Genomic DNA, 20,338 nt, shown 5'->3' with positions numbered 1-20,338 from the left:
CCGGGTGCCGGACGCCTGGGCGTCCGGCACCCGGGTTCGCTCACAGGAGCGTGAGGGTGAGGGTTCCGGAGTAGTCGCCGACGGCGGTGAACTTCGGGATGTCGAGCGACACGGCGGCCCCCGCGGTGAAGTCACCGCCGGTCAGGGTGCCGTCCGGGGCCGACGCCAGGGTGGCACCGCCCTTGCCGACGATGCCGGGGCTGCCGGCCTGGCAGGCACTGGGGCTGCCGGCCTTGGTGGTGCAGGCCGGGGTCCAGCTCAGCCGGTCGGCGTCGATCTTTCCGCGCGGTCCGGTGAAGTCGGTGACCTTGCCGGTGAGCGACCAGCCCGTGCTGCCGCCGCGGTAGTCGGTGACGGTCACCGCGTTCAGCGATCCGGTCGAGGTACCGCCCGCACCGAAGGAGACCGGCGGGAGCCGGACGGCGTCGGTCGCGGCGGCCATCGAGAGCACACCCGCGGCGACCGAGGCGCCGATCCGCTGGTCCGTGCTCCCCGGGGTGCCGGTACCACCGGAGGGGTCGGTCGGGCCGGTCGGGTCGGTGGGGCCGCCGGGATCGGTCGGGCCGGCGCCGGCGGCGACCTTCCAGACCTGGCTGGATCGGCCGTCGCAGTCGTTCTGGACCAGCTTGGTGCCCGCCGTCGCGGATCCGCCCTGGAGGTCGAGGCACTTGTTGCTCTGCTTGCCGACGATGCGGACGTTGCCGTCGACCAGGCTCTCGAAGCGCCAGCGCTGGTTGTCGCCCCAGCCGCAGTCGTACTGGTCGACCTCGGCCCCGTCGGCGGTGGAGTTGTCCGCCACGTCGAGGCACTTCCCGCTGTGCTGGGCCAGCACGCGGACGTAGCCGTTGCTGTTGTCGGTGAAGCGCCATTCGCTGTTCAGTGCGCCGTCGCAGGCGCCCTGGACCACCCGCACGTTGTTGTCGGAGCTGCTGCCCGGCACAGTCGCGCAGAGACCGCTGCTCCCGTTGGTGATCGCGTTCAGCGGGTCGCCGCCCTTGCCGGCGATTCGGCCGGTCGCGGTGTCGATCGAGACTTCGGGGTACCACGGAAGGATCATGGTGGTGGCGTCGGGGAAGCCCAGCGGCAGCCAGACGTAGGTGGAGTCGTTGACGCGCTTCGGGTCGGACCACACGCCGGCCCAGCGGTCCCCCAGGTAGAGGTACGAGGTGGTCTCGCTGCCCTCCACCGGCAGGACGAAGGCGGTCTGCGAGTGGTGGCCGTCGGCGCTGCCGACGTCCTTCATCCCCGTCCAAGGCCCGCGGGGGCTCGGGGCGGTGGCGTACTTCTGCTGGTTCGGGTCCCAGTAGCTGGTGCCGGAGGTGAGCATGAAGTACACGTCACCGCGCTTGAACAGCGCGGGGGACTCCCGGTGCTGCCCGGGCCAGGGGTTCGCCACCAGGTCCTTCACCTGCGTGTAGTCGTCGCTGAGTTCGTAGATGAGCAGGTCGGCGTTGTCCCTGGCGGAGGAGATCATGTAGGCCTTGCCGGCGGCCTTGTCCTCGAAGACGGTGATGTCGCGGGACATGTGCTCCTCGCCGGAGCTGTCCTTGGGGCGGAAGGAGCCCTTCCACTCGTAGGGGCCGTCCACCGAGGAGGAGACCGCGACCGCCGCCCGGGCCTCGCCGTAGGAGTCGTCGGCCTCCTTGTGCATCCACATCACGTACTTCCCGGTTCTGCTGTTGTAAAGCACCTTCGGGCGCTCGATCAGCGCGGTGCTCAACTCCGGGTCGGACTCCTGGGTGAGGACGTGCCCCCGGGGCTCCCAGTGCTCCAGGTCGGTGGAACGGTACGCCGAAACGTAGCGGAACTTGTTGTCCTCGCCACGGTCCTCACCGAACCAGTAGTAGTAGTCGCCCACCTTGATCACCCCGCCCCCGTGCGCCTGGACGCCCGCTCCGGCGGTGTCGGCGAACTGGGTGCCGGTGGTGGTGGTGACCGGTGCGGCCAGCACCGCCGGCGCCAGGGCGGTCACGGGCAGGAGCAGGCCGACGAGGCCGGCGAGGACGGTTCCCACTCTTCGCATGCAGGTTCCCCGATGTCATCCGCGCGGCCTGGGGCATCCAGGTCAAGTCGCAAATCCCACTTGTGACTGAACAGATACCAACTATCGCGCACAGAAACGAACAATTTGGTGCCCAAGATTGACTCATCGGGGAAACATGTGTCAACACGTTCGCCATGTGTACGACATCTGCCCGTCACACCGTGGTCCGCCCGGCGGGGAAAGCCGCGGGGCGCCGACCCCGACCCCCGGTGATCCGGGGCGGGTCGACGTCGTACCGTGGTGCCGTGATCCTGCCTCTGCCCATCGGTGAGTTCGACGCCTACCTCTTCGACTGCGACGGGACCGTCGCCGACTCCATGCCCCTGCACTTCCTCGCCTGGCGGCAGGCGCTGGGGGAGTGGGGCTGCGAGCTCTCCGAAGAGCTGTTCCACGCCTGGGCCGGCCGAACGGTGCCCGACATCATCACGGACCTCAACGCCGAGCAGGGGCTGGCGATGCCGGTGGCGGTCGTCGCCGACCGCCACCTGGAGCTCTACCGGGAGATGCTGCCGAAGCTGGCCGCGGTGCCCGGCGTGCTCGAGCACATCGAGGACGCGCAGGGGCGGATCCCGTTCGCGATCGTCTCCGGCAGCAGCCGCGAGTCGGTGACGGCCTCGCTGACCACGCTGGGGCTGCTCGACCGCTTCGACGTGTTGGTCTGCGCCGGCGACTGTCCGCGGGCCAAGCCCGCCCCGGACCCGTTCCTGCTGGCCGCCCGGCAACTGGGCGTCGACCCCGGGCGCTGCCTGGTCTTCGAGGACGCCGACAACGGGATCCGGTCCGCGCAGGCGGCGGGCATGGCCTGGGTTCGCGTACCCGCGCCGCGGCAACGCCCGACCGCCCAGGGGTAGCACGCGGCCGGGATCCACGCCGGCTTCCGCCGGTCGACCGGTCCCGCGGACTTCGGGGGGTGGCGGCCAGGGTGTCGTCGAGCCACCGGTGGTGCGGGAACGGGCTGCGCGGCGGGTGGTTCAGCGGGCGCTGCCGAGGTTGCGGTCACCGTCGGAGCCTTCGAGCATCAGGGTGGTCTCCTCGATCCGGCGGAAGCGGCCGTCGGGCGCGAACTCGGCGAACAGGTAGACCTCCATGCGGACCGTGGAGCCGTCCTTCTTGACGACCTCCATGGTGTGGCGGTCGGCGTAGCGGTCGCCGTCCGCGAGTTCGTCGTGCACCTCGACCGAGCCGCCGGCCACCACCGTGCGCAGGTGGGCGATGTGGGCGAGGAACTCGGTGCGGTCCGCCCAGCTGCCGTCGGTGCGCTGGCGGTAGTCGGGGGCGAAGTGCCGCTCGGCGGCCTCGTCCAGGTCGAGACCCGGGGTGAGGAGCAGGTCGGTGAGCGCGGCGCGGATGTCGGTGCGGGCGCCGGTGCGGATGTCGGTGCGGATGTCGGTGCTGTTCATGGGATTCCTCCGATTGCGTACGGGAGCGGCCCGCCGTGGGGCGGTGCGCAAGTGCGTGCCTTGGGCACGCATCTGACTGTAGCGGAAAAGCGTGTGCCGCGCACGCTAATCTGGAGGGGTGACGGACTCGACAGGACAAGACATCGCCCACGCCCTCGGAGTGCTCCTGCGCCGGAGCACCCGCGCCCGCCTCTACGTCCGGCTGACCGAAGGGCTGGGTGAGGCCGTCGACGACCTCACCTATCCCGTCCTCAGCGGCCTCGCCCGGACCGGCCCGCGCAGCGCCGCCGACCTCGGCCGGGAGATCGGACTCGACCGCACCACCGTGACCCGGCGCGCCGACCGCCTGGAGCAGGCCGGCCTGCTGGAGCGCCGGCCCGACCCGGCGGACGGCCGCGCGACGCTGCTCGCCCTCGCCGGGGACGGCGACGCCGTCGTGGCGGCCACCAGGCAACGATTGACGGACGCCATCGAGGCCTCGCTCGCGGACTGGCCGCAGGCCGACGCCCGGACCTTCGCCCGCCTCCTGCGCCGCTTCGTCGAGGAGGGCCCCTTCGTCGCCGACCGCGACTGACCATCGCCGGAGCACCGGGCGGCCCGCTCCGGCCCACGCCCGGCGCCGCGGGCCGTGGGCCGTGGGCCGTGGGCCGTGGACGGCCGACGGGGGAAGGCCGACCGCGTACGCCGTCACATCGGCGGGTGCGAGGTGCTCCCCCCTCGGCCGCCGCGCCCGTCGGCCCCGTCGTGCCAGTCGACCCCGCCGCGCCCCTCGGTCGCCGCGCCCCGCCGGTCCCGCAGTGGCCGTCCGCCCGCGGTGGAGGAGCCGGGGCAGGCACAGGCGCAGAGCCTCCAGTGGTGGACGGCAAGGCATCGGGGCCGGACCTGTGGTGGGCGTCGCCACAGGCCTGTGAAGCAGTCGTGTCGGTGCCGCGATTTTCCGTTCAGGGTCTACCGGGGCGAGTCTCCCGCTGCTTCAATGGCCGCCATCAACTCCCCTCTCCCTCCTGCCACTTACGGCACCTGACCCTCGGGACTCCCTGATGACTACGCGCGTCGACCCGTTACCGCGTCGAGCACTTCTGGTGCTGCGCCATGTGGCCCTGCTGGCCGTCTTCGCCTCCCTGCTGGTCTTCTTCGCCGGGGCGCAGCCCGCCCAGGCCGCCCCCGCCTGCGGGGTGCTCGCCTCCGGCGCCGCGCCGCAGGCCACCGCCGCGGTGAACTCCGCCTGCGGGCTGATCGGCACCCCGTATTCCTGGGGTGGCGGCCACGGTGCGCAGCCCGGACTGTCGTACGGGATCTGCGACGCCTCCAACGGCGCTCCGAACGACTGCCACGTCCGGGGCCTGGACTGCTCCGGCATGGTGCGTTACGCGTACTACCTGGCGGTGGGCACCGATGTGATCAACGGGGTGACCACCACCCAGTGGCCCTCCGCCCGGGCCGTCGCCCGTTACTACCGTGCCGACGGCACGGCGCCGTTGCTCCCGGGGGACTTGGTGTTCTTCGGCAACACCGCCTCGACCATCCACCATGTGGCGATGTACCTGGGCCAGGGCTGGATCGCGGAGGCACCGTACTCCGGCGGCCAGGTCCAGGTGGCGGCGCTGTCTTCGCACGGTGACTACTACGGCGCGATCCGCCTCTACGGTCCGGGCGGCGGGAACCCCAACCCGCCGCCCGGTGGCGGCCAGTACTGGGTGGACACCTTCGCCAACGCGTCGGTGTTCGGCTCGCCCACCAGCACCAGCAGTACGGGGACGCTGTACCAGGGCACCAACTACGTGTTCTGCAAGGCCTGGGGGCGGCAGATCTCCAGTGGGAGCAGCTTCAACCACTGGTGGCTGAAGACCGATCCGGACGTCGGCCCGGGCGGTCAGTGGGTGTCGGCGTACTACTTGTCCCGCTGGGGCAACGACGTGGCCAAGGACAACAACGGCACCGTGATCCCGGACTGTCCGGGCGGCTCGACCACCACGCCTCCGCCGCCGACCGCTTCCAAGTACTGGGTGGACACCTTCGCCAACGCGCCGGTGTTCGGCTCGCCCACCAGCACCAGCAGTACGGGGACGCTGTACCAGGGCACCAACTACGTGTTCTGCAAGGCCTGGGGGCGGCAGATCTCCAGTGGGAGCAGCTTCAACCACTGGTGGCTGAAGACCGATCCGGACGTCGGCCCGGGCGGTCAGTGGGTGTCGGCGTACTACTTGTCCCGCTGGGGCAACGACGTGGCCAAGGACAATAACGGCACCGTGATCCCGGACTGCTGATCCGGCCCGGCCCGGCACCCGGTCGCTGACCGGTTCCCCGTACCGGGTCGCTGACCGGTTCCCCGTACCGGACGGTGCCGCCGTCCGGTACGGGGAGCCGGCGGTCAGGCTTCGGCGGGGCGGCCGGCGTCGGAGAACGGCAGCAGGTCACGGTCGCCGAGCGGGCGCCGTACGGCGGCCGGGGCGGGCTCCTCCGTACCGGGCGGCCGGCGGAACACCGGAGCCGTCGCGACGGGCAGCGGCCCGGTGCGGACGGCGGCCGCGGAGTCGTCCGCGGCGGGGTCGGAGAAGGGCTGCCCGAGCGGGCGGCGGTTGAGGGTCATGATCCAGTCTCCCAGGTCGGGCCGCCTGCTTCGACCAGGGGGCCGGGTGAACTCGGGCTCGGCCGCCCGGCTCAGTGCCCGCCCTCGCGCTGGTGCCTGCCGGGAGTGGTGCCGAAGGCGAGCCGGAAGGCCTCCACGAAGGCACTCGGCGACGAGTAGCCGGTGGCGGCGGCGACGGCGGTGACCGAGTGGCCGGCGGCGAGCAGGGTCAGGGAGTGCTGCAGGCGCAGCTGCGTCCGCCACTGCGGGAAGCTCATGCCGGTGTCGCGGCGGAACAGCCGGCTGAGGGTCCGCTCGGAGGCGCCGACCGCCGCGCCGAGCCGGGCCAGCGAGCGCTGGTCGGCGGGGTCGGCGACGAGCAGGTCGGTGACGTCGCGCAGTCGGGGATCCGACGGTGTCGGCAGCAGCAGTTCCAGCGGCGGGGCCTGTCGCAGCTGGTCCAGGGCGACCTGCTCCAGGGTGCGGAGCTGTTCGCCGGCGGGCGGGTCCGGCCCGCTGAGGAGGGCGATGACCTCGCGCAGCAGCGGGGTCACGGCGAGCACGGCCGGCTGCTCCAGTCGCAGCGGGTTGACCTCGGCGGGGAATGCCAGGCAGCGCAGCTCGGCCGGCCCGTAAGCCTGGTGGGCGTGCGGGACGCCCGCCGGGAGCCAGACCGCGCGGTGCGGCGGGACGACCCACCGGCCGTCCGGCGTGGACACCCGGAGGACTCCCCGGCCCGGGCAGATCAGCTGGTTCGCGGTGTGGAAGTGCCACTCGACGCGCTCGCCGTGCGCCAGCGGCCGGCGGGTCGGCTCGTGCGGATGCTGGCGGAATTTCGACATTGTTTGTCAGAGTAACGGAAGCCGACCACCCGGCGCTCCCGGCAGGCTGAGGCCCGTACCCGCAGCAGGCCGATCCGGGAGGTCGATCCACGGCATGAACAGCCGTACGCAGGACAGCAGGCAGCACGGCGGCGGGCGGCGCACCGACCGGCCGGGGCCAACCGCGCCGACCGCGCCGACCGCGCCGACCGCGCCGACCGCGCCGACCCCGACCACGCCGACCGGACCGCTCGATACGGCGCCGCTCACAGCAGCACCGCTCAAGGCGGCACCCGCGGAGCCCGGCGTCTGGCGCCGGATGCGGATGTGGGGCGTCGCGCACGCGGTGGACGACCTGTACCAGGGCCTGGTCCCGGCCGTGGTCCCCTACTTCGTGCTGGAGCGCGGCTACGGCTACGTGGCGGCCGGCGGGCTCACCCTCGCCGCGACGCTGGGGAGTTCGGTGCCGCAGCCGTTCGTCGGCCTGGCCGTCGACCGGAGGCGGCTCGGCTGGTTGGCGGCCGCCGGGGTGGCCCTGGCGGGCCTGGGGCTCGGCCTCTCGGGGCTGGTGCCGTCCTACCCGGCCGTGTGGCTGCTGGTGCTGCTGTCCGGCCTCGGGGTTGCGATGTTCCACCCGGCCGCGGGCAAGGCCGCGCGTGAGGCGGCGGGGGAGAGCACGGCGGCGATGGGCGTCTTCGCGGCCGGTGGCAGCGTCGGGTTCTTCCTGGCTCCCGTCCTGGCCACGCCGGCGCTGGTGGCCTGGGGAGTGGGTTCGACGGTGCTGTTCGTGCCGCCCGCGCTGCTGATGGCGTACGTGTTGTTCCGGGACCGCCACCGGCAGCGCGCGCTGGCCGCCGCCCGCGCGGGGGTGCCGGTCGGCACCGACCGCTGGGGGCCCTTCCTGCTGCTGACCGCCGTCGAGGTGGTCCGCTCGGTGGTCTTCTTCGGGGTGAGCACCTTCGTGACGTTGTACTGGTTGCGTGATCTGCACGCCTCGCAGGCGCTCGGCGGGGTGGCCCTGACCTGCTTCCTCGGCGGCGGGGTGGCGGGCACGCTCGGCGGGGGGCGGATCGCCGACCGGATCGGGCTGGTGCGGACCGTCCGGCTGGGTACGGCGCTCGCCGTTCCCGCCCTGCTCGGCCTGCGGCTGATGCCGGGCCAGTACCAGCCGCTGCTGTTCGCGGTGCTGGCGGGCGCCGCGCTCAACCTGCCCTTCGCGGTCCTGGTGAAGCTCGGCCAGGACTATCTCCCCACCCGGCCGGGCACGGCCGCCGGGGTCACCCTGGGGCTGGCGGTGAGCGTCGGTGGCCTGATCGCGCCGGTGCTCGGGCTGCTCGCCGTGAGCCACGGCCCGCGCGGGGTGCTGCTGGTCCTGTGCGCGGTGCCGCTGCTGGGAGTCGGGCTGGCGTCCTTCCTCGCCGAGCCGGAGCGGGCCGGCGCCGGGCCGCGGTGACCGGGCACCGGGCCGGGCTGCCCCGTGCCTGGCCGGGCCGGTGCGATTCCGCCAGGTGGAAGGGTTGCATTGCCCCTCCCGGATCATTATCGTCACCCTGACCATAATGTGCAGGAGGGGCCGTGCCCATCACCGAATTCCTGAGCGACCTCACCGCGCCGCTCACCACCGTGCTCGGCCATGTCGGCGGCGACGAGGTGACCTGGGCCGAACTGCTCGGCTTCGCCACCGGCGCGGCCTGCGTCTGGCTGACCGTCAAGGGGAAGACCTGGAACTTCCCCGTCGGCATCGCCAACAACGTCTTCTTCCTGGTCCTCTTCGCCGGCGCCCGGCTCTACGCGGACGCCGCCCTCCAGGTGGTCTTCCTCGCCCTCGGCGCGCACGGCTGGTGGCAGTGGCTGCGCGGCGGGGCCGACCGCACCGGCGTCGGCGTCCGCCCCGCCGGGCCCCGCCTGCTGGCCGTCACCTCGGCCCTGCTCGTCCCGGCGACCTGGGGGCTCACCGTCCTGCTCGCCCGGGCCGGGGACAGCGCCCCGTTCTGGGACGCCCTCACCACCGCCCTGTCACTGGCCGCCCAATGGCTGCTCAACACCAGGCGGATCGAGACCTGGTACTTCTGGATCGCCGCCGACCTGGTCTACATCCCGCTCTACCTCAGCAAGTCGCTGGACCTCACCGCCCTCGTCTATCTGCTGTTCCTGGGCCTCTGCGGACTGGGCCTGCGGGCCTGGCGCCGCGACCTGGCCGCCGCCGCGGCCCCGCAGCTGACGGCGGTGCCGGCATGAGCGCGCGGTTCCGGCACGGCCTGTTGATCGGCAAGTTCTACCCGCCGCACGCCGGCCACCACTTCCTGATCCGCAGCGCCGCCGACGCCTGCGACCTGGTCACGGTCGTGGTGATGGCCGCCGACGTCGAGTCGATACCGCTCGCGGCCCGGGTCTCCTGGGTCGCCGAGGCCTGGGCCGGTGACCCGCACGTCCGGGTGGCCGGCGTGGTCGACAACCTGGCCGTCGACTACGACAGCGAGGCGGCCTGGGACGGGCACGTCGCGCTGATGCGGGACGGTGTCGCCCGGGCGGACGCCGCCGACGGCCGCGCTCCGGCGGTGGACGCGGTGTTCAGCTCCGAGCCCTACGGCACCGAACTGGCCCGCCGCTTCGACTCCGCCGCCGTCCTGCTCGACCAGGGGCGTGACACCTTCCCCGTGTCGGGGACGAAGGTCCGCGCCGACCCCGCCGGGTACTGGACGGAGCTGGAGCCGCCCGTCCGCGCCTGGCTGGCCCGCCGGGTGGTCGTGCTCGGCGCCGAGTCCACCGGCACCACCACGCTCTCCCGCGACCTCGCCGCCGCACTGCGCACCAGAGGCGGGCCGCACGCCCTGACCGGCTGGGTGCCCGAGTACGGCCGGGAGCTGACGGCCGCCAAGCTCGCCGTCGCCCGGGCCGTCGCCGACCCGGCCGGCCCGCCGCCGACCGTCTTCGACCTGGAGTGGGACGACCGGGACTTCGAACTGGTCTGCCGCCGGCAGAGCGCCGCCGAGGACGGGGCCGCCCGCGCCGGCGGCCCCGTCCTGGTCTGCGACACCGACGCCCTCGCCACCACCGTCTGGCAGGAGCGCTACCGGGGCGCCGTCACCGGGCCGGTCCGGGAGCTCGCCGCCGGCCTGCCACCGCGCGCCCTCTACCTGCTCACCTCCGACGAAGGCGTCCCGTTCGACGACGACGGCCTGCGCGACGGCGAGCATCTGCGCCCCTGGATGACCGGCCGCTTCCGCGAGGTGCTGGCAGCCGGCCGGACCCCGTGGCTGGAGCTTCGCGGCGACCGGGTGCAGCGGCTGGAACAGGCGCTGGCGGCCGTCGACGCGCTGCTCGCCGAAGGCGTGCCACTGGCGGACCCGCTGGGCTGATCCGGCGCCGCCGCGGCCGTCGCACCGGCCGGCGCGGCTGCGCCCGCTCGGGCCGCCTGCCCGACCACCGGTCGGTCAGGCCTGCTGCTCCTCGTGCGCGGCCTGCTCCGCGGCCACCGCCGCCGCGATGTGCGTCTCGGCGGCCGCCTTGTCGATCCCGAGACCGGTCAGCAGGCCGTCACCGTCCTCGAGTTCCAGCAGGGCGAGCAGGATGTGCTCGGTGCCGACGTAGTTGTGGCCCAGTCGCAGCGCCTCCCGGAAGGTGAGCTCCAGCGCCTTCTTGGCCCGCGCGTCGAACGGGACCAGCTCGGGCACCTCGGCGACGGCCGGCGGCAGCGCCGCGACGGCCGCCTGCCGGACGGCGTCGGCGGTGACGCCCTGCGCGGTGATCGTCCCCACGCCGAGCGCCTCCGGCCGGCCGAGCAGGCCCAGCACCAGGTGCTCGGGGCGGATCTCGCTGTTGCCCGCCGCGTAGGCCTCGTTCTGCGAGGTCATCACGACACTGCGGGCGTCGTCGGTGTAGCGCCCGAAGCCCTGGCTGGGGTCGAGGTCCGGCTGGGCACCGGAGGACTTGGGGACGAACCGCTTCTGGGCGGCCTGCTTGGAGACGCCCATGCTCCGGCCGATCTCCGTCCAGGAGGCGCCGGAACGGCGCGCCTGGTCCACGAAGTGGCCGATCAGGTGGTCGGCCAGCTCGCCGAGGTGGTCGGCGGCGATGACCGCGCCGGAGAGCTGGTCGAGAGCGTCGGGGTGCACCTTCTTGATGGCGTCGATCAGGTCGTCGAGCCGGACGGGGGCCGTGATGCGGGTCGGATTCGTCATGCGTCAACCATAGGTTGACGATCTGCTGTCGTCAACCACTGGTTGACGACAGCGGATCGGGTGCGGACCAGCGACCCCAGGCGCCCTCGCCGGCGGCCTTCCGGGCGTACTCCGCGACCTCGCGGGGCGCCCGGCCCAGGGCCTCCTGGACCCCGGACACCAGATGGGCGTTGCGCCCGTCCGTGATCAGGTCGATGAGGTCCGCGAACTCCGCCGGGAGTCCACCGGCCACCAGTCCGGCCCGGTACTCCTCCTTGCCCACCGGCGCGTAGCCGATCGGACGCCCGGTGGCCCCGGACGGCTCGGCGCCGACCCCCTCCAGCACGGCCTCCCAGGTGGACGGGTCCTCCCGGTCGAACGGCGGCCGCGCCCCGCGCGAGCCGATCCGCACCGGCAGCCCCCGGGCGGTGAGCCGCGCCGCGACCCGGCGGCCGGTCCTGCAGTCGCCGCCACCGAACGGGCCGACGAGTCCCGGGCCGCCCCCGACCGGCGGCCGCTCGGCGCCCTGCTGGCCGCGAACCTCGTCTCGATCACCGGCAACGCCCTCGCCGGCATCGGTGTGCCGTGGTCCGTCCTGCAGACCACCGGCAGCGCCGCCCGGGCAGGCGTGGTGGCCTTCTGCGGGATGCTGCCCCTGGCTCTCACGCTGGCCGTCGCCGGAGTCGCCGCCGGGATCCTCCACCCGATCGTCTCGACCGTGCTGTACGAGCTGGTGCCGCACACCCTGCGCAGCCGGTGACGGGCGTCCTGGCGGCGGGCGTGTTGCTGGCGACGCCGCTCGGCGGCCTCGCCTGCGGCTACCTGTTCGACCGGGCCGGGCTGACGACGGCCCTCGCACTCCTCGGCGGGGCGTACCTGCTGATCACGCTCTGCCCGCTGGCCTTCCCGTCCTGGCGCCGGATGGACAGCACGAGCGGCGCCGGGACGAGCCGGTAGGTGCCGGGCCGGTTCCGGCACTACCATGCGGCCATGACCGGCCGAACACCTCTCCCGCTGCTCTTCCTGGATGTCGACGGACCTCTCATCCCGTTCGGCGGGACGCTCCGCGAGTACCCCGCCCCGCAGTACCCGACGCCGGCGGCCGGGGCCGCCGCCAATCCGCTGCTGGCCAGGCTCGACCCGGCGCTGGGGCCCCGACTCGCGGCGCTGCCATGTGAGTTGGTCTGGGCCACCACCTGGATGGACGACGCCAACACCGACGTGGCGCCCCGGGTCGGCCTGCCCGACCTACCGGTGCTGGACCCGCCGGAGCTGTCCGAGGCGCAACAGCGGGAGGACGAGTACCGGGGACTGCACTGGAAGACCCGGGCCCTGGTCGGCCGGGCCGGCGGCAGGCCGTTCGCCTGGGTCGACGACGAGATCACCGCCGCCGACCGCGCCTGGGTCTCCGCGCACCACCGGGGGGCCGCCCTGCTGCACCGCGTCGACCCCCGCAGCGGACTCACCGGGGCCGACTTCGCCGCGCTCGACGACTGGCTGCGCGGCCCCGGCGCGCCTGCGGGGTGACACCCGGCCGCTCCGGGGCGGGCGCACGCCGCGGGACAACCGGGTTCGCAGTACCGGGAGTTCCGGCCTCAGGCGAACAACTGGTCCAGGTCGAGCCGGAGGTGCGCGGTACCGGTGAGCACGTGCAGGACGTCCCCGCGCCCGGTCAGGTGTACTGCTCGGTGGCCGCCGGTCCGTCGGGCAGGAGCGGCGCGGGTCAGAGCACCCGGGCGGTCGCGCCGTACCCCAGGGCCCGGGAGGCGGTCTGCGCGTCGACGGCCAGGCCCGGGTCGGGGCGCCAGTCCGCCATCAGGGTCAGGCCGGGCTCGACGAGTTCCATGCCCTCGAACCAGGAGGCGATCACCTTGCGGTCGCGGACGTACAACTGCTGGCCCACGCCGGCGAGGTAGGCGTCGGTCATTCTGCCCACCTGGATCCGGGTGGTCTCGTCGGCGAGGTCGTCCGAGAGGTGCGAGATCGACAGGTAGCTGCCGGGGGCACAGGCGTTCCGGTAGGCGTCCACCAGCGCGGCCGGGTCCTGGGCGTCGTCCACGAAGACCAGCAGGCCGCCCATCAGGATGCCGACCGGCCGGCTGAGGTCGATCAGTTCGCGGGTGCTGGGGTGCGACCACACCTGCTCCGGGTCGCGGCCGTCGGCCTCGATCATGGCGATGAGCGGTTCGCCGGCGAGGATCTCCTCGCCGTGCCGGACGGCCGAGGGCTCGCAGTCGACGTAGACCACCCGGGCCTGCGGATTGCGGGCGTGGGCCACCTCGTGGGTGTTGTTCACGGTGGGCAGGCCCGAGGCGAGGTCGATGAACTGGTCGATGCCCTGGGCCACCAGGAACCGTACGGAGCGGCGCAGCCAGTCCCGGTTGGCGCGCGCCAGCAGGTCGACGCTGGGCAGCATGGTCCTGATCCGCTCTGCCTTCTCGCGGTCGACCTCGAAGTTGTAGAGCCCGCCCAGGTAGTAGTCGTAGATCCGCGCGATGTTGGCGACGTCCACGACGGCCGCGGGGCGCTCGGCGAATGTGGTCATGAGGTGATCCTTCGCGTCGGATGGCCGGGCGCCACGGCGGTGCGCGGCCTGCGCCAGATCATATAGTGACGATCTTTCAATTCGTCTGCCACAGAAGCAGATTGGGTCTACGAAAGCCGTCCGACGGTCCGAGGGTCCGCCACCGGCGCCCGCTGGGCGGCCGGCCCGTTCGCCGGTCGGACGCACCGTCATGCCCGGGGCCCCGCCCGGGCGTCGGCGGCGGTCGACCCGCCACCGCGCCCCGGCGCGGAATACGTCGGCCATTGACAGGCGGTGGCGTGGCTCGATGTAATTCTGCTGCACGGAGCACCGACCGATTCCGGCTGCTCCCGGGGGAAAGCGGGAATCATGGGCGCGAATATCGGACCGGCCCTTGCGGGACATTCCAGGATCGCCTCGCTGTACGAGCGCGACCGGACCTGCCAGACGCTCGGAATAGCGCTGGACGAGGTGTCCGCGGGGCGCGCCCTGATGCGGATGCGGGTGACCGACGGCATGGTGAACGGGTACGGGATGGCGCACGGCGGCTACCTGTTCCTGCTGGCCGACGCCGCCTTCTCGTACGCCTGCAACAGCTACGGCCAGGTCACTGTCGCGCAGGCCGCCCAGGTCACCTTCCTGGCCCCGGCCGCGGTCGGCGACGAACTGGTCGCCGAGGCGGTGGAGCGGGCGCGCTCCGGGCGCAACGGCGTCTACGACGTGACCGTCCGGCACGCCGCCGGGAAGGTCGTGGCGGAATTCCGCGGCCAGAGCGTGGCCCTCGGCGGAATTCCGCAGGGCGCCTGACCGGAAGACCCCCGCAGCGCCCCGGGCGGGGAGAGCGTGCATTCATCGGAATTCCATGCGCCCGTCCGGTTCCGTTCCCCGCGGGGCGTCCGGGGATTACCTTTCGGAGGCCGGCGCGGTCGTGACGGGTGCCCGGACCGCGCGCATACGGCCCGCGTCCGCGACGGGCCCGCCGGGCGACGGCCGTCACCCGCGGGCCCGCCCCGGGCCCGGGTCAGGCCGGCGGGCGTTCGTCCAGCACCTGTTGGAGCTTGCCGGTCCGCGGGTTGGTGACCAGTTCGGAGCGCGGCACCCACTCGACGATCAGGTGGTGGACGGCTCCGGACGCCACCTCCGCCGGGTAGAGCGGCCGGGCGGTGTAGACGGCTTCGACGAGCCGGTCCGCCAGGTCGGCAGGCGGCTCCTCGGTGTACCCGAGGCGCAGGACCAGGCCGTCCCGTCCGTCCCAGCGGCGTTGCACCATCTGCATGCCGGCGATGACGTGGTCGGGGTCGGCGGCGACCAGCACCGCGCGGATCTCCTCGGTCGGCATCGCGACCGTGCCGACCCGGGCGCCCTCGAGGGATCGGCCCAGCAGCCGGAACCGCTGTCGCCCGGGGTCGACCCACTCGGCGCGGTCGCCGGTGGGGTAGCGCAGGATCGGCATCAGGGTGCGGAAGAGGTTGGTGACCACCACCCGGCCGGGCATCCCGGGTTTGGTCACCGGCTCGCCGGTGACCTCGTCCACCAGCTCCACCAGCGTGCGGTTGGGGAAGGCCTCGTGCACCCGGACGTCGTCGCCGGGCACCGGCGCGCCGACCAGCCCGGCGTCCACCGAGGCGTAGCCGACCGAGGAGACGGCCGCCTTCGGGAAGGCCCGGGACAGGATCGGCCGCAGGTCGGCGAAGAGCAGGTCGCCGCCGAAGAGCAGCAGTTCCACCGAGTCGGCGACCTGGCCGCGCCGGACCAGGCACTCGGCGACCGCGCTGAGTTTCATCGGCTCGCCGGCCAGGACGTGCACGCCGAACCCGTCGATCAGGTCGGCGATCCAGTCGTCGGACGCGGCGCCACCGACCGGGAGGCGGACGTTGTCCACCGGCGCGTGGTGCAGCGCGTTCTCGATGTAGAGGAACCCGCCGTACAGTTCGCCGGCGCAGAACAGGTTGGCCACCCGGTGGCCCGGCTTGAGCCCGGCCTGGACCATGCCGGCGCCGAAGGCCGTCACCGAGTCGGCGTGCTCGGTGCGCGACCAGGGGGAGAACTTGGGGACGCCGGTGGTGCCGCCGGTCTTGTAGACGCCGGCGTCGGTCAGCGGGCCGGTCAGCAGGCGGTTGTCCGGCCAGGTGTTCGCGGCCCAGAAGGCCACCTGGTCGATGACGGGCAGCTGGGTGATGTGCGAGACCGTCCGCGGTACGTCGCGGTACAGCTCCGCGTAGAACGGCGAGTGGGTGCGGGCGTGGTCGACCAGCTCTTGAAGCGGCTTCGCGGGCACTGCCTCTCCTACCTTTCGGGGGAATCCGGTTGCCCGATCCAGGTGCGGGCGAGCCGCTGCACGGCGCTGCCGTCCCGGTCGGTGAGTTTCTGGTCCAGGTACGCGGCGGCCCACCGGCCGGTCGGCACCCGGAAGGCCGGCCGCTCGGCGCGCAGGGTGTCCACGACGACGTCGGCGACCTCCCGGGCCGGCTGCCCGGCCCCCTCCCAGCCCTGGCCGCCGACCCAGTCGAGGTAGTCGGCGAAGGTGGGCGCGTAGGGGCCGGAGGCGGCCTGGAGGGTCGTCCGGTCGATGTCCGGGAAGACCCCGAACGAGGTGTCCGGCACGAAGCCCGGCACCACGACGGAGACCCGCACGCCGTGCGCCCAGGCGACCGGGGCCAGGCTCTCCATGAACCCCTCGACGGCGAACTTGGCCGCACAGTAGCCCTCGTTGAACGGCTGGCCGACGATCCCGTGCACGCTGCCGATCGTCACCAGCCGCCCCCGGGCGGCCCGCAGCAGCGGCATGGCGGCCCGGGCCACCTCGATCACGCCGAAGAAGTTGACCTCCAGGTTGGCCCGCAGGGCGGCCGTCGTGGACATCTCCAGGGTGGGGTCGGAGTTGGAGACGCCCGCGTTGTTGACCACCGCGTCCAGCCGGCCGTACGTCCGCGCGACCCCGTCGACGCAGGCGGCGACGGAGTCGGCGTCGGTGACGTCCAGGCGGCGGACGTCCAGGGTGACACCGGCCTTGTCGGCGGCCGCGCGCAGTGCCGCGTCCCGTCCCGGCTCCCGCATGGTCGCCACCGTCGTGAAGCCGGCCCGGGCGGCGGCGACCGCGGTGGCCAGCCCGATGCCCGAGGAGGTTCCGGTGATCAGCACGACCTGGTGATCCGCCGTCATGAGGCGCTGTCCGCCAGCGCCGGATCGGTGCCGGCGGCCGGATCGGGGCCGGCCGCCGACGCCTTCTCGCGGGCGGCCGCGTCCAGCAGCGGCTGGATCCGGACGGCGGCCAGGAAGGAGCACGCGGCCAGCAGGGTGCCGGCGGCCATCACGGCGCGGGCGGCGTCCAGGATCCCCAACGGGCCGGTCAGCAGGGTGACGGCCAGGCCGCCGGCCAGGGCGGCCAGCGGGATCACGCCCCAGGTGACCGTCCGGAACGCCGCGTGCATCACGCCCTGGTGCTGCGCGGACATCCGCGACTGCCGGGTGGGCGCACTGCACACGTTGATGCAGGACATGAAGAAGCCGTAGCAGCCCATGGTCACGGCGATCACCGGCGCGGCGGGGAGCGCGGGCGCGGCGAGCACGCCCAGCCCGACCAGGCAGTGCAGCAGCAGCGCCCAGGCCAGTGTCCGGCCGGTGCCGAGGCGTTCGCTGATCCGCGGCGCCACCACGGCGCCGACCAGGGCGCCCACCGCCGCCACCGACATGGCAGCGCCGAAGGCGCCGACCGACAGGCCGAGCCCGCGGTAGGCGAGGACGGGCAGGACGGTGACGAAGACCGGGCCGCCGCAGTTGAGCGTGACGGCGGCGACGACCACCCGCCGCAGTACCGGGTCGGCCCAGTTCAGCCGGAACCCGGCCGTCAGCCGCTCCCGGACGGACCCGGTGACCACGGTCCTCTCGCCCCAGGGCCGCATCGCGCGGAAGCAGACGGCGGAGACCAGGTAGCTGGCCGCGTCCACCAGCAGGGCGGCCACGCCGAGGGCGCTGTAGAGGCCGGCCGCGATCGAGGGCCCGGCCACCTCCGACACCGATCCGCTGCCCTCCAGCCGGGAGTAGGCGCGGACGAGGTGCTGCTCGGGCACGACCGCGGGGACGGCGACCAGGTAGCCCACGTTGAAGAAGATCGTCGCGCCGCTGATCACCGCCACGCAGCCGAAGAGCAGCGGCGTGGAGAGCTGGTCGAGCCAGTAGGCGAGCGGGATGACCGCCACCGCCACCAGCCGGACCAGGTCGCAGGTGAGCATCGTCCGGCGCTTGTCCCAGCGGTCGACCAGCACACCGGCGATCGGCCCGAGCAGCGGGATGCCCAGGTACTGGGCCATCGCGACGACGCCGACCTGGAGGGCGCTCGCGTGCAGGACGAAGATCATCAGGGTCGGCACCACGAAGACGGTGACCCGGTCGCCGACCGTGCTGACCGTCTGTCCGGCCCAGAACAGGTTGAACCCGCCTCCCAGGGAGACCGGGCGTCGGGGCTTCCTCATGACTCCTCCCGGACGACCAGGCGGGAGGTCTTGCCGGTCCGGTCGTTGCTGATCAGCTCGTCGGCCGGGCGGACCTGGAAGGATTCCGGATCGTGCTGGAAGGCGGTGCTCAGGGTGAAGGTCGCCGACAGCAGCTCCCGGCGCAGCCTTTCGGCGTCGGGGGCGGACTTCCCAGGGAGGTCCGGGGCGGTCAGCAGCAGGACCTCCACCGTGGCGGCCCGGCCCTGCCGTTCGGTGATCACCACCTGCGCCCGGGAGACGCCTGGCTCCCGTTCCGCCCGCCCGACGATCTCGTCCACGTCCAGGCCCAGGCCGCGGACCTGCACCACGCTGTCCCGGCGGCCGAACACCCGCATCGCCCGGCCGGGCCGCCCGCACGGGCAGGACACCAGCCGGCCCGCGTCGCCCGTCCGGTAGCGCAGGACGGGGTTCAGCATCTCCGGGTCGAGCGTGGTGAAGTCCAGCAGGTCGTCCGGGCCGACGTGCACCAGCTGCTGCGGGAGGGTGTGGAAGGTGTCCGCCGGGCAGTCCGGGGTGTTGGTGCCCACCACCCAGGTCTCGGTGCTGCCGAACATCCCCCAGCGCCGGGCCTGCGGCGCGACCTCGGCCATGTCCCGCTCCAGCTGGGGCTGCCAGGCCTCGCCGAGCCAGAGCACCTTGCGCAGGGCCGGCAGCTTCAGCCCGGCGGCCCGCGCGTGCGCGAACCAGGTCTGCAGCACGCTTGGTGTCCCGCCGATCGCGGTGACGCCGCGGGCGGCGAAGAATCCCAGCCAGTCCTCGTACTCCTCCCTGGTCACCGAGCCCAGCGCGATCACCTGGCAGCCGGACAGGTCGGCCAGGGCCGCCGCCAGGAAGTGCGCGCCCCACATCCGGCCGGCGCCCCAGGCGTTGACGAAGACGTCCTCGCGGTCCAGCGGCCGCCAGTGCGCGTGCACGCCGGCCATGTAGAAGCCGGTGGGCGCGTGGCCGACCTTGGGCGCGCCGGTGCTGCCGCCGCTCTGGAACAGCCAGGTGGCCCCGTGCTCGGCCCGGGGCTCCAGGTGGGCCAGGGCGGTGTTGAGGTCGTCCTTCGCCATCGGCGGCAGGGCGGCGAGGTCGTCCAGGGTGCGGACCTCCTGGTCCGCGGGGTAGCGCGCGGCCAGCCCGGGCACGGACTTCAGCAGGCCGAGCGACCGGTGGGCGACGTGCAGGCGCGGCTCGGCCGCCGCCGGCGGGAGCGAGAAGTCGTCCGTCATGCCGTCACCGTCCTGGGGGCGATCCCGGCCGGGCGGCCGTTCGTGCCGTTGGCCAGCCACTTGGCGTGCGCGGTGCGGTAGGCGGCGAAGCGGGCCCGGGTGATGTCCCGCTGGAGGGTGCGGTGCGGATCGTCGAAGTCGGGCGCGATCACCCCGTCCGGCTCCAGCTCGGAGAACCAGAACCGCTCGCCGTCGTGCAGGAAGTCGATGCAGAAGAACGGGATCGGCAGCCGCTCCGCGAAGTACGCGGTGGCCGCGGCCAGTTCGTCCGGTACGGGCGGGAACTCCATGGCGCCGCCCCGGCTGGCGTTGGCCACCGGCGAGCCCGGCCCCGGGATCCGCTTCATCACGGCGTACGGCTCGCCGTCCACCACGTACACCCGGTAGTCGACGGTGCCGTCGCCGAGGTAGGGCTGGACCACGAGGGTGGTGTCGCCGCCCTGCGCCAGGCTGGCCAGGCCCCGGATGTCCTCGGGGCCGCGGGCCAGGTTGATCCCGCCGCCGCCGCACCACCCGGCCGGCTTGACCAGCGCCGGGTAGGTCACGTTCCTGAGCGCCACTTCGTGGAGGTTCTTGTCGACGTCGCGGCCGGTGCCGATCCGGACGGTCGGGATCGGCGGCACCGGGGAGCCGCCGAGGTGCAGCAGGGTGGCCAGCTTGTCGTTGCCGATCAGCGACACCTGCGGCGGGAACGGCAGGTAGAAGCCGCTCTGTTCGAGCACGGCGTAGAGCGCGTACTGGTTGAAGATGTCCATCGACTGGTAGGGCAGCGAGTACAGCGCGGTGACGAAGAGGGTGTCCTGCGGGGAGACCGGCTCGCCGTCCACGTAGACCTGGGGCCTGCCGGTGACGGTGGCGTCCACGGTCACCGCGTCCGGCGCGTGCCTGGTCCAGCTCATGCCCAGGCCCTCGGCGACCTCGGCGTAGAGGTTCCAGAAGAAGTCCGGCCACATGGCGGCGGCCCGGGTGGACTCCCGGTCGGGGAAGATCCAGCACATGCGGCGCAGCGGGCCGTCGGAGGCGGACGCCGGGCCGTCGGGCTCGCGCGTCGTCGGGGGTTTGGTCATCGTGATCCTCACGGAGAAGCGTCACCGGGGTGTGGGCGGGGGAGGT

Annotated in this window: 21 protein-coding genes and 2 pseudogenes; 10 read left to right on the top strand and 13 right to left on the bottom strand. The window is 73.3% G+C overall.

What is annotated here, in order from left to right:
- Window positions 1-40 precede the first annotated feature (40 nt).
- Both OG689_RS01005 and OG689_RS01000 read right to left on the bottom strand, forming a co-directional pair.
- Window positions 41-571 (bottom strand): annotated as a pseudogene (locus tag OG689_RS01005) (WxL domain-containing protein); the annotation flags it as partial.
- 12 nt (window positions 572-583) lie between these two features.
- Window positions 584-2,023 (bottom strand): annotated as a pseudogene (locus tag OG689_RS01000) (RICIN domain-containing protein); the annotation flags it as partial.
- Between the two features lie 266 nt (window positions 2,024-2,289).
- Between OG689_RS01000 and OG689_RS00995 the strand changes: the two are divergent.
- Complete coding sequence (locus OG689_RS00995) at window positions 2,290-2,895, top strand: HAD family phosphatase (protein WP_266316699.1); 606 nt, start codon at window positions 2,290-2,292, stop codon at window positions 2,893-2,895.
- A 120-nt stretch (window positions 2,896-3,015) separates the two neighbouring features.
- Here OG689_RS00995 and OG689_RS00990 read toward each other — a convergent pair whose 3' ends face one another.
- A complete protein-coding gene (locus OG689_RS00990) occupies window positions 3,016-3,444 on the bottom strand; it encodes a nuclear transport factor 2 family protein (protein ID WP_266316697.1) in 429 nt (142 codons plus the stop codon).
- Between the two features lie 118 nt (window positions 3,445-3,562).
- Between OG689_RS00990 and OG689_RS00985 the strand changes: the two genes are divergently transcribed.
- Both OG689_RS00985 and OG689_RS00980 read left to right on the top strand, forming a co-directional pair.
- On the top strand, window positions 3,563-4,018 hold the full coding sequence (locus OG689_RS00985; RefSeq protein WP_266316695.1) for a MarR family transcriptional regulator: 456 nt from the start codon (window positions 3,563-3,565) through the stop codon (window positions 4,016-4,018).
- Between the two features lie 466 nt (window positions 4,019-4,484).
- Complete coding sequence (locus OG689_RS00980) at window positions 4,485-5,711, top strand: C40 family peptidase (RefSeq protein ID WP_266316694.1); 1,227 nt, start codon at window positions 4,485-4,487, stop codon at window positions 5,709-5,711.
- A gap of 104 nt (window positions 5,712-5,815) precedes the next feature.
- On the opposite strand, the gene OG689_RS00975 is transcribed toward OG689_RS00980, so the two are convergent.
- Both OG689_RS00975 and OG689_RS00970 read right to left on the bottom strand, forming a co-directional pair.
- Entirely contained in the window at window positions 5,816-6,034 is a 219-nt protein-coding gene (locus tag OG689_RS00975) for a hypothetical protein (protein WP_266316692.1), read from the bottom strand.
- Between the two features lie 71 nt (window positions 6,035-6,105).
- Window positions 6,106-6,855, bottom strand: a complete 750-nt coding sequence (locus OG689_RS00970) for a helix-turn-helix domain-containing protein (protein ID WP_266316691.1) — start codon at window positions 6,853-6,855, stop codon at window positions 6,106-6,108.
- A gap of 94 nt (window positions 6,856-6,949) precedes the next feature.
- On the opposite strand from OG689_RS00970, the gene OG689_RS00965 reads away from it, so the two are divergent.
- From OG689_RS00965 to OG689_RS00955, 3 genes are all read left to right on the top strand, one after another.
- Window positions 6,950-8,287: an MFS transporter gene (locus tag OG689_RS00965; protein WP_323189239.1), complete on the top strand. Its 1,338-nt coding sequence runs from the start codon at window positions 6,950-6,952 to the stop codon at window positions 8,285-8,287.
- A gap of 122 nt (window positions 8,288-8,409) precedes the next feature.
- Entirely contained in the window at window positions 8,410-9,072 is a 663-nt protein-coding gene (gene pnuC, locus OG689_RS00960; protein WP_266316690.1) for a nicotinamide riboside transporter PnuC, read from the top strand.
- The gene (locus tag OG689_RS00955; protein ID WP_266316689.1) at window positions 9,069-10,193 is read left to right on the top strand and encodes an AAA family ATPase; all 1,125 of its coding nucleotides are present in this window, start codon (window positions 9,069-9,071) and stop codon (window positions 10,191-10,193) included. Before pnuC ends, OG689_RS00955 begins: the two co-directional genes overlap by 4 nt.
- A gap of 75 nt (window positions 10,194-10,268) precedes the next feature.
- Here OG689_RS00955 and OG689_RS00950 read toward each other — a convergent pair whose 3' ends face one another.
- Window positions 10,269-11,015, bottom strand: coding sequence for a Clp protease N-terminal domain-containing protein (locus OG689_RS00950; protein ID WP_266316687.1), 747 nt, complete (start codon window positions 11,013-11,015; stop codon window positions 10,269-10,271).
- Between the two features lie 31 nt (window positions 11,016-11,046).
- Entirely contained in the window at window positions 11,047-11,406 is a 360-nt protein-coding gene (locus tag OG689_RS00945) for a hypothetical protein (RefSeq protein ID WP_266316686.1), read from the bottom strand.
- A gap of 168 nt (window positions 11,407-11,574) precedes the next feature.
- On the opposite strand from OG689_RS00945, the gene OG689_RS00940 reads away from it, so the two are divergent.
- From OG689_RS00940 to OG689_RS00930, 3 genes are read left to right on the top strand one after another with little or no spacing between them, the layout of a single operon-like run.
- Complete coding sequence (locus OG689_RS00940) at window positions 11,575-11,754, top strand: hypothetical protein (protein WP_266316685.1); 180 nt, start codon at window positions 11,575-11,577, stop codon at window positions 11,752-11,754.
- Window positions 11,751-11,951 carry a hypothetical protein gene (locus OG689_RS00935; protein WP_266316683.1) on the top strand — a complete coding sequence of 67 codons (201 nt, stop codon included), beginning with the start codon at window positions 11,751-11,753 and terminating at the stop codon, window positions 11,949-11,951. Before OG689_RS00940 ends, OG689_RS00935 begins: the two co-directional genes overlap by 4 nt.
- Before the next feature lie 33 nt (window positions 11,952-11,984).
- Entirely contained in the window at window positions 11,985-12,521 is a 537-nt protein-coding gene (locus OG689_RS00930) for an HAD domain-containing protein (protein WP_266316682.1), read from the top strand.
- A 196-nt stretch (window positions 12,522-12,717) separates the two neighbouring features.
- Here the strand turns inward: OG689_RS00930 and OG689_RS00925 are convergent, their stop codons facing one another.
- On the bottom strand, window positions 12,718-13,539 hold the full coding sequence (locus tag OG689_RS00925) for an SAM-dependent methyltransferase (protein WP_266316681.1): 822 nt from the start codon (window positions 13,537-13,539) through the stop codon (window positions 12,718-12,720).
- Between the two features lie 348 nt (window positions 13,540-13,887).
- On the opposite strand from OG689_RS00925, the gene paaI reads away from it, so the two are divergent.
- The gene (paaI, locus tag OG689_RS00920) at window positions 13,888-14,325 is read left to right on the top strand and encodes a hydroxyphenylacetyl-CoA thioesterase PaaI (protein ID WP_266316679.1); all 438 of its coding nucleotides are present in this window, start codon (window positions 13,888-13,890) and stop codon (window positions 14,323-14,325) included.
- Window positions 14,326-14,539: 214 nt separating this feature from the next.
- Here the strand turns inward: paaI and OG689_RS00915 are convergent, their stop codons facing one another.
- The 5 genes from OG689_RS00915 to OG689_RS00895 are packed head-to-tail and all read right to left on the bottom strand — an operon-like array spanning window position 14,540 to window position 20,292.
- Window positions 14,540-15,796 carry a phenylacetate--CoA ligase family protein gene (locus OG689_RS00915; RefSeq protein WP_266316678.1) on the bottom strand — a complete coding sequence of 419 codons (1,257 nt, stop codon included), beginning with the start codon at window positions 15,794-15,796 and terminating at the stop codon, window positions 14,540-14,542.
- A gap of 8 nt (window positions 15,797-15,804) precedes the next feature.
- On the bottom strand, window positions 15,805-16,680 hold the full coding sequence (locus OG689_RS00910) for an SDR family NAD(P)-dependent oxidoreductase (protein WP_266316677.1): 876 nt from the start codon (window positions 16,678-16,680) through the stop codon (window positions 15,805-15,807).
- Window positions 16,677-17,990 (bottom strand): MFS transporter, encoded by a 1,314-nt coding sequence (locus tag OG689_RS00905; protein WP_266316675.1) that lies wholly within the window; start codon window positions 17,988-17,990, stop codon window positions 16,677-16,679. Before OG689_RS00905 ends, OG689_RS00910 begins: the two co-directional genes overlap by 4 nt.
- Entirely contained in the window at window positions 17,987-19,225 is a 1,239-nt protein-coding gene (locus OG689_RS00900) for an AMP-binding protein (RefSeq protein WP_266316674.1), read from the bottom strand. The genes OG689_RS00905 and OG689_RS00900 overlap by 4 nt, the downstream gene beginning before the upstream one ends.
- On the bottom strand, window positions 19,222-20,292 hold the full coding sequence (locus tag OG689_RS00895) for a hypothetical protein (RefSeq protein WP_266316672.1): 1,071 nt from the start codon (window positions 20,290-20,292) through the stop codon (window positions 19,222-19,224). Before OG689_RS00895 ends, OG689_RS00900 begins: the two co-directional genes overlap by 4 nt.
- Window positions 20,293-20,338: the final 46 nt, after the last annotated feature.

It is taken from the genome of Kitasatospora sp. NBC_00240 (assembly GCF_026342405.1).
Classification (GTDB): domain Bacteria; phylum Actinomycetota; class Actinomycetes; order Streptomycetales; family Streptomycetaceae; genus Kitasatospora.
This window is presented reverse-complemented; position numbering and strand designations above follow the sequence as displayed.

What these genes read in the sequence shown, in the direction of transcription:
- OG689_RS00990 (WP_266316697.1), bottom strand. Translation starts at nt 3,444, where the DNA reads ATGAACAGCACCGACATCCGCACCGACATCCGCACCGGCGCCCGCACC.
- OG689_RS00980 (WP_266316694.1), top strand. Translation starts at nt 4,485, where the DNA reads ATGACTACGCGCGTCGACCCGTTACCGCGTCGAGCACTTCTGGTGCTG.
- OG689_RS00975 (WP_266316692.1), bottom strand. Translation starts at nt 6,034, where the DNA reads ATGACCCTCAACCGCCGCCCGCTCGGGCAGCCCTTCTCCGACCCCGCC.
- OG689_RS00970 (WP_266316691.1), bottom strand. Translation starts at nt 6,855, where the DNA reads ATGTCGAAATTCCGCCAGCATCCGCACGAGCCGACCCGCCGGCCGCTG.
- OG689_RS00965 (WP_323189239.1), top strand. Translation starts at nt 6,950, where the DNA reads ATGAACAGCCGTACGCAGGACAGCAGGCAGCACGGCGGCGGGCGGCGC.
- OG689_RS00955 (WP_266316689.1), top strand. Translation starts at nt 9,069, where the DNA reads ATGAGCGCGCGGTTCCGGCACGGCCTGTTGATCGGCAAGTTCTACCCG.
- OG689_RS00950 (WP_266316687.1), bottom strand. Translation starts at nt 11,015, where the DNA reads ATGACGAATCCGACCCGCATCACGGCCCCCGTCCGGCTCGACGACCTG.
- OG689_RS00930 (WP_266316682.1), top strand. Translation starts at nt 11,985, where the DNA reads ATGACCGGCCGAACACCTCTCCCGCTGCTCTTCCTGGATGTCGACGGA.
- OG689_RS00925 (WP_266316681.1), bottom strand. Translation starts at nt 13,539, where the DNA reads ATGACCACATTCGCCGAGCGCCCCGCGGCCGTCGTGGACGTCGCCAAC.
- paaI (WP_266316679.1), top strand. Translation starts at nt 13,888, where the DNA reads ATGGGCGCGAATATCGGACCGGCCCTTGCGGGACATTCCAGGATCGCC.
- OG689_RS00910 (WP_266316677.1), bottom strand. Translation starts at nt 16,680, where the DNA reads ATGACGGCGGATCACCAGGTCGTGCTGATCACCGGAACCTCCTCGGGC.
- OG689_RS00905 (WP_266316675.1), bottom strand. Translation starts at nt 17,990, where the DNA reads ATGAGGAAGCCCCGACGCCCGGTCTCCCTGGGAGGCGGGTTCAACCTG.
- OG689_RS00900 (WP_266316674.1), bottom strand. Translation starts at nt 19,225, where the DNA reads ATGACGGACGACTTCTCGCTCCCGCCGGCGGCGGCCGAGCCGCGCCTG.
- OG689_RS00895 (WP_266316672.1), bottom strand. Translation starts at nt 20,292, where the DNA reads ATGACCAAACCCCCGACGACGCGCGAGCCCGACGGCCCGGCGTCCGCC.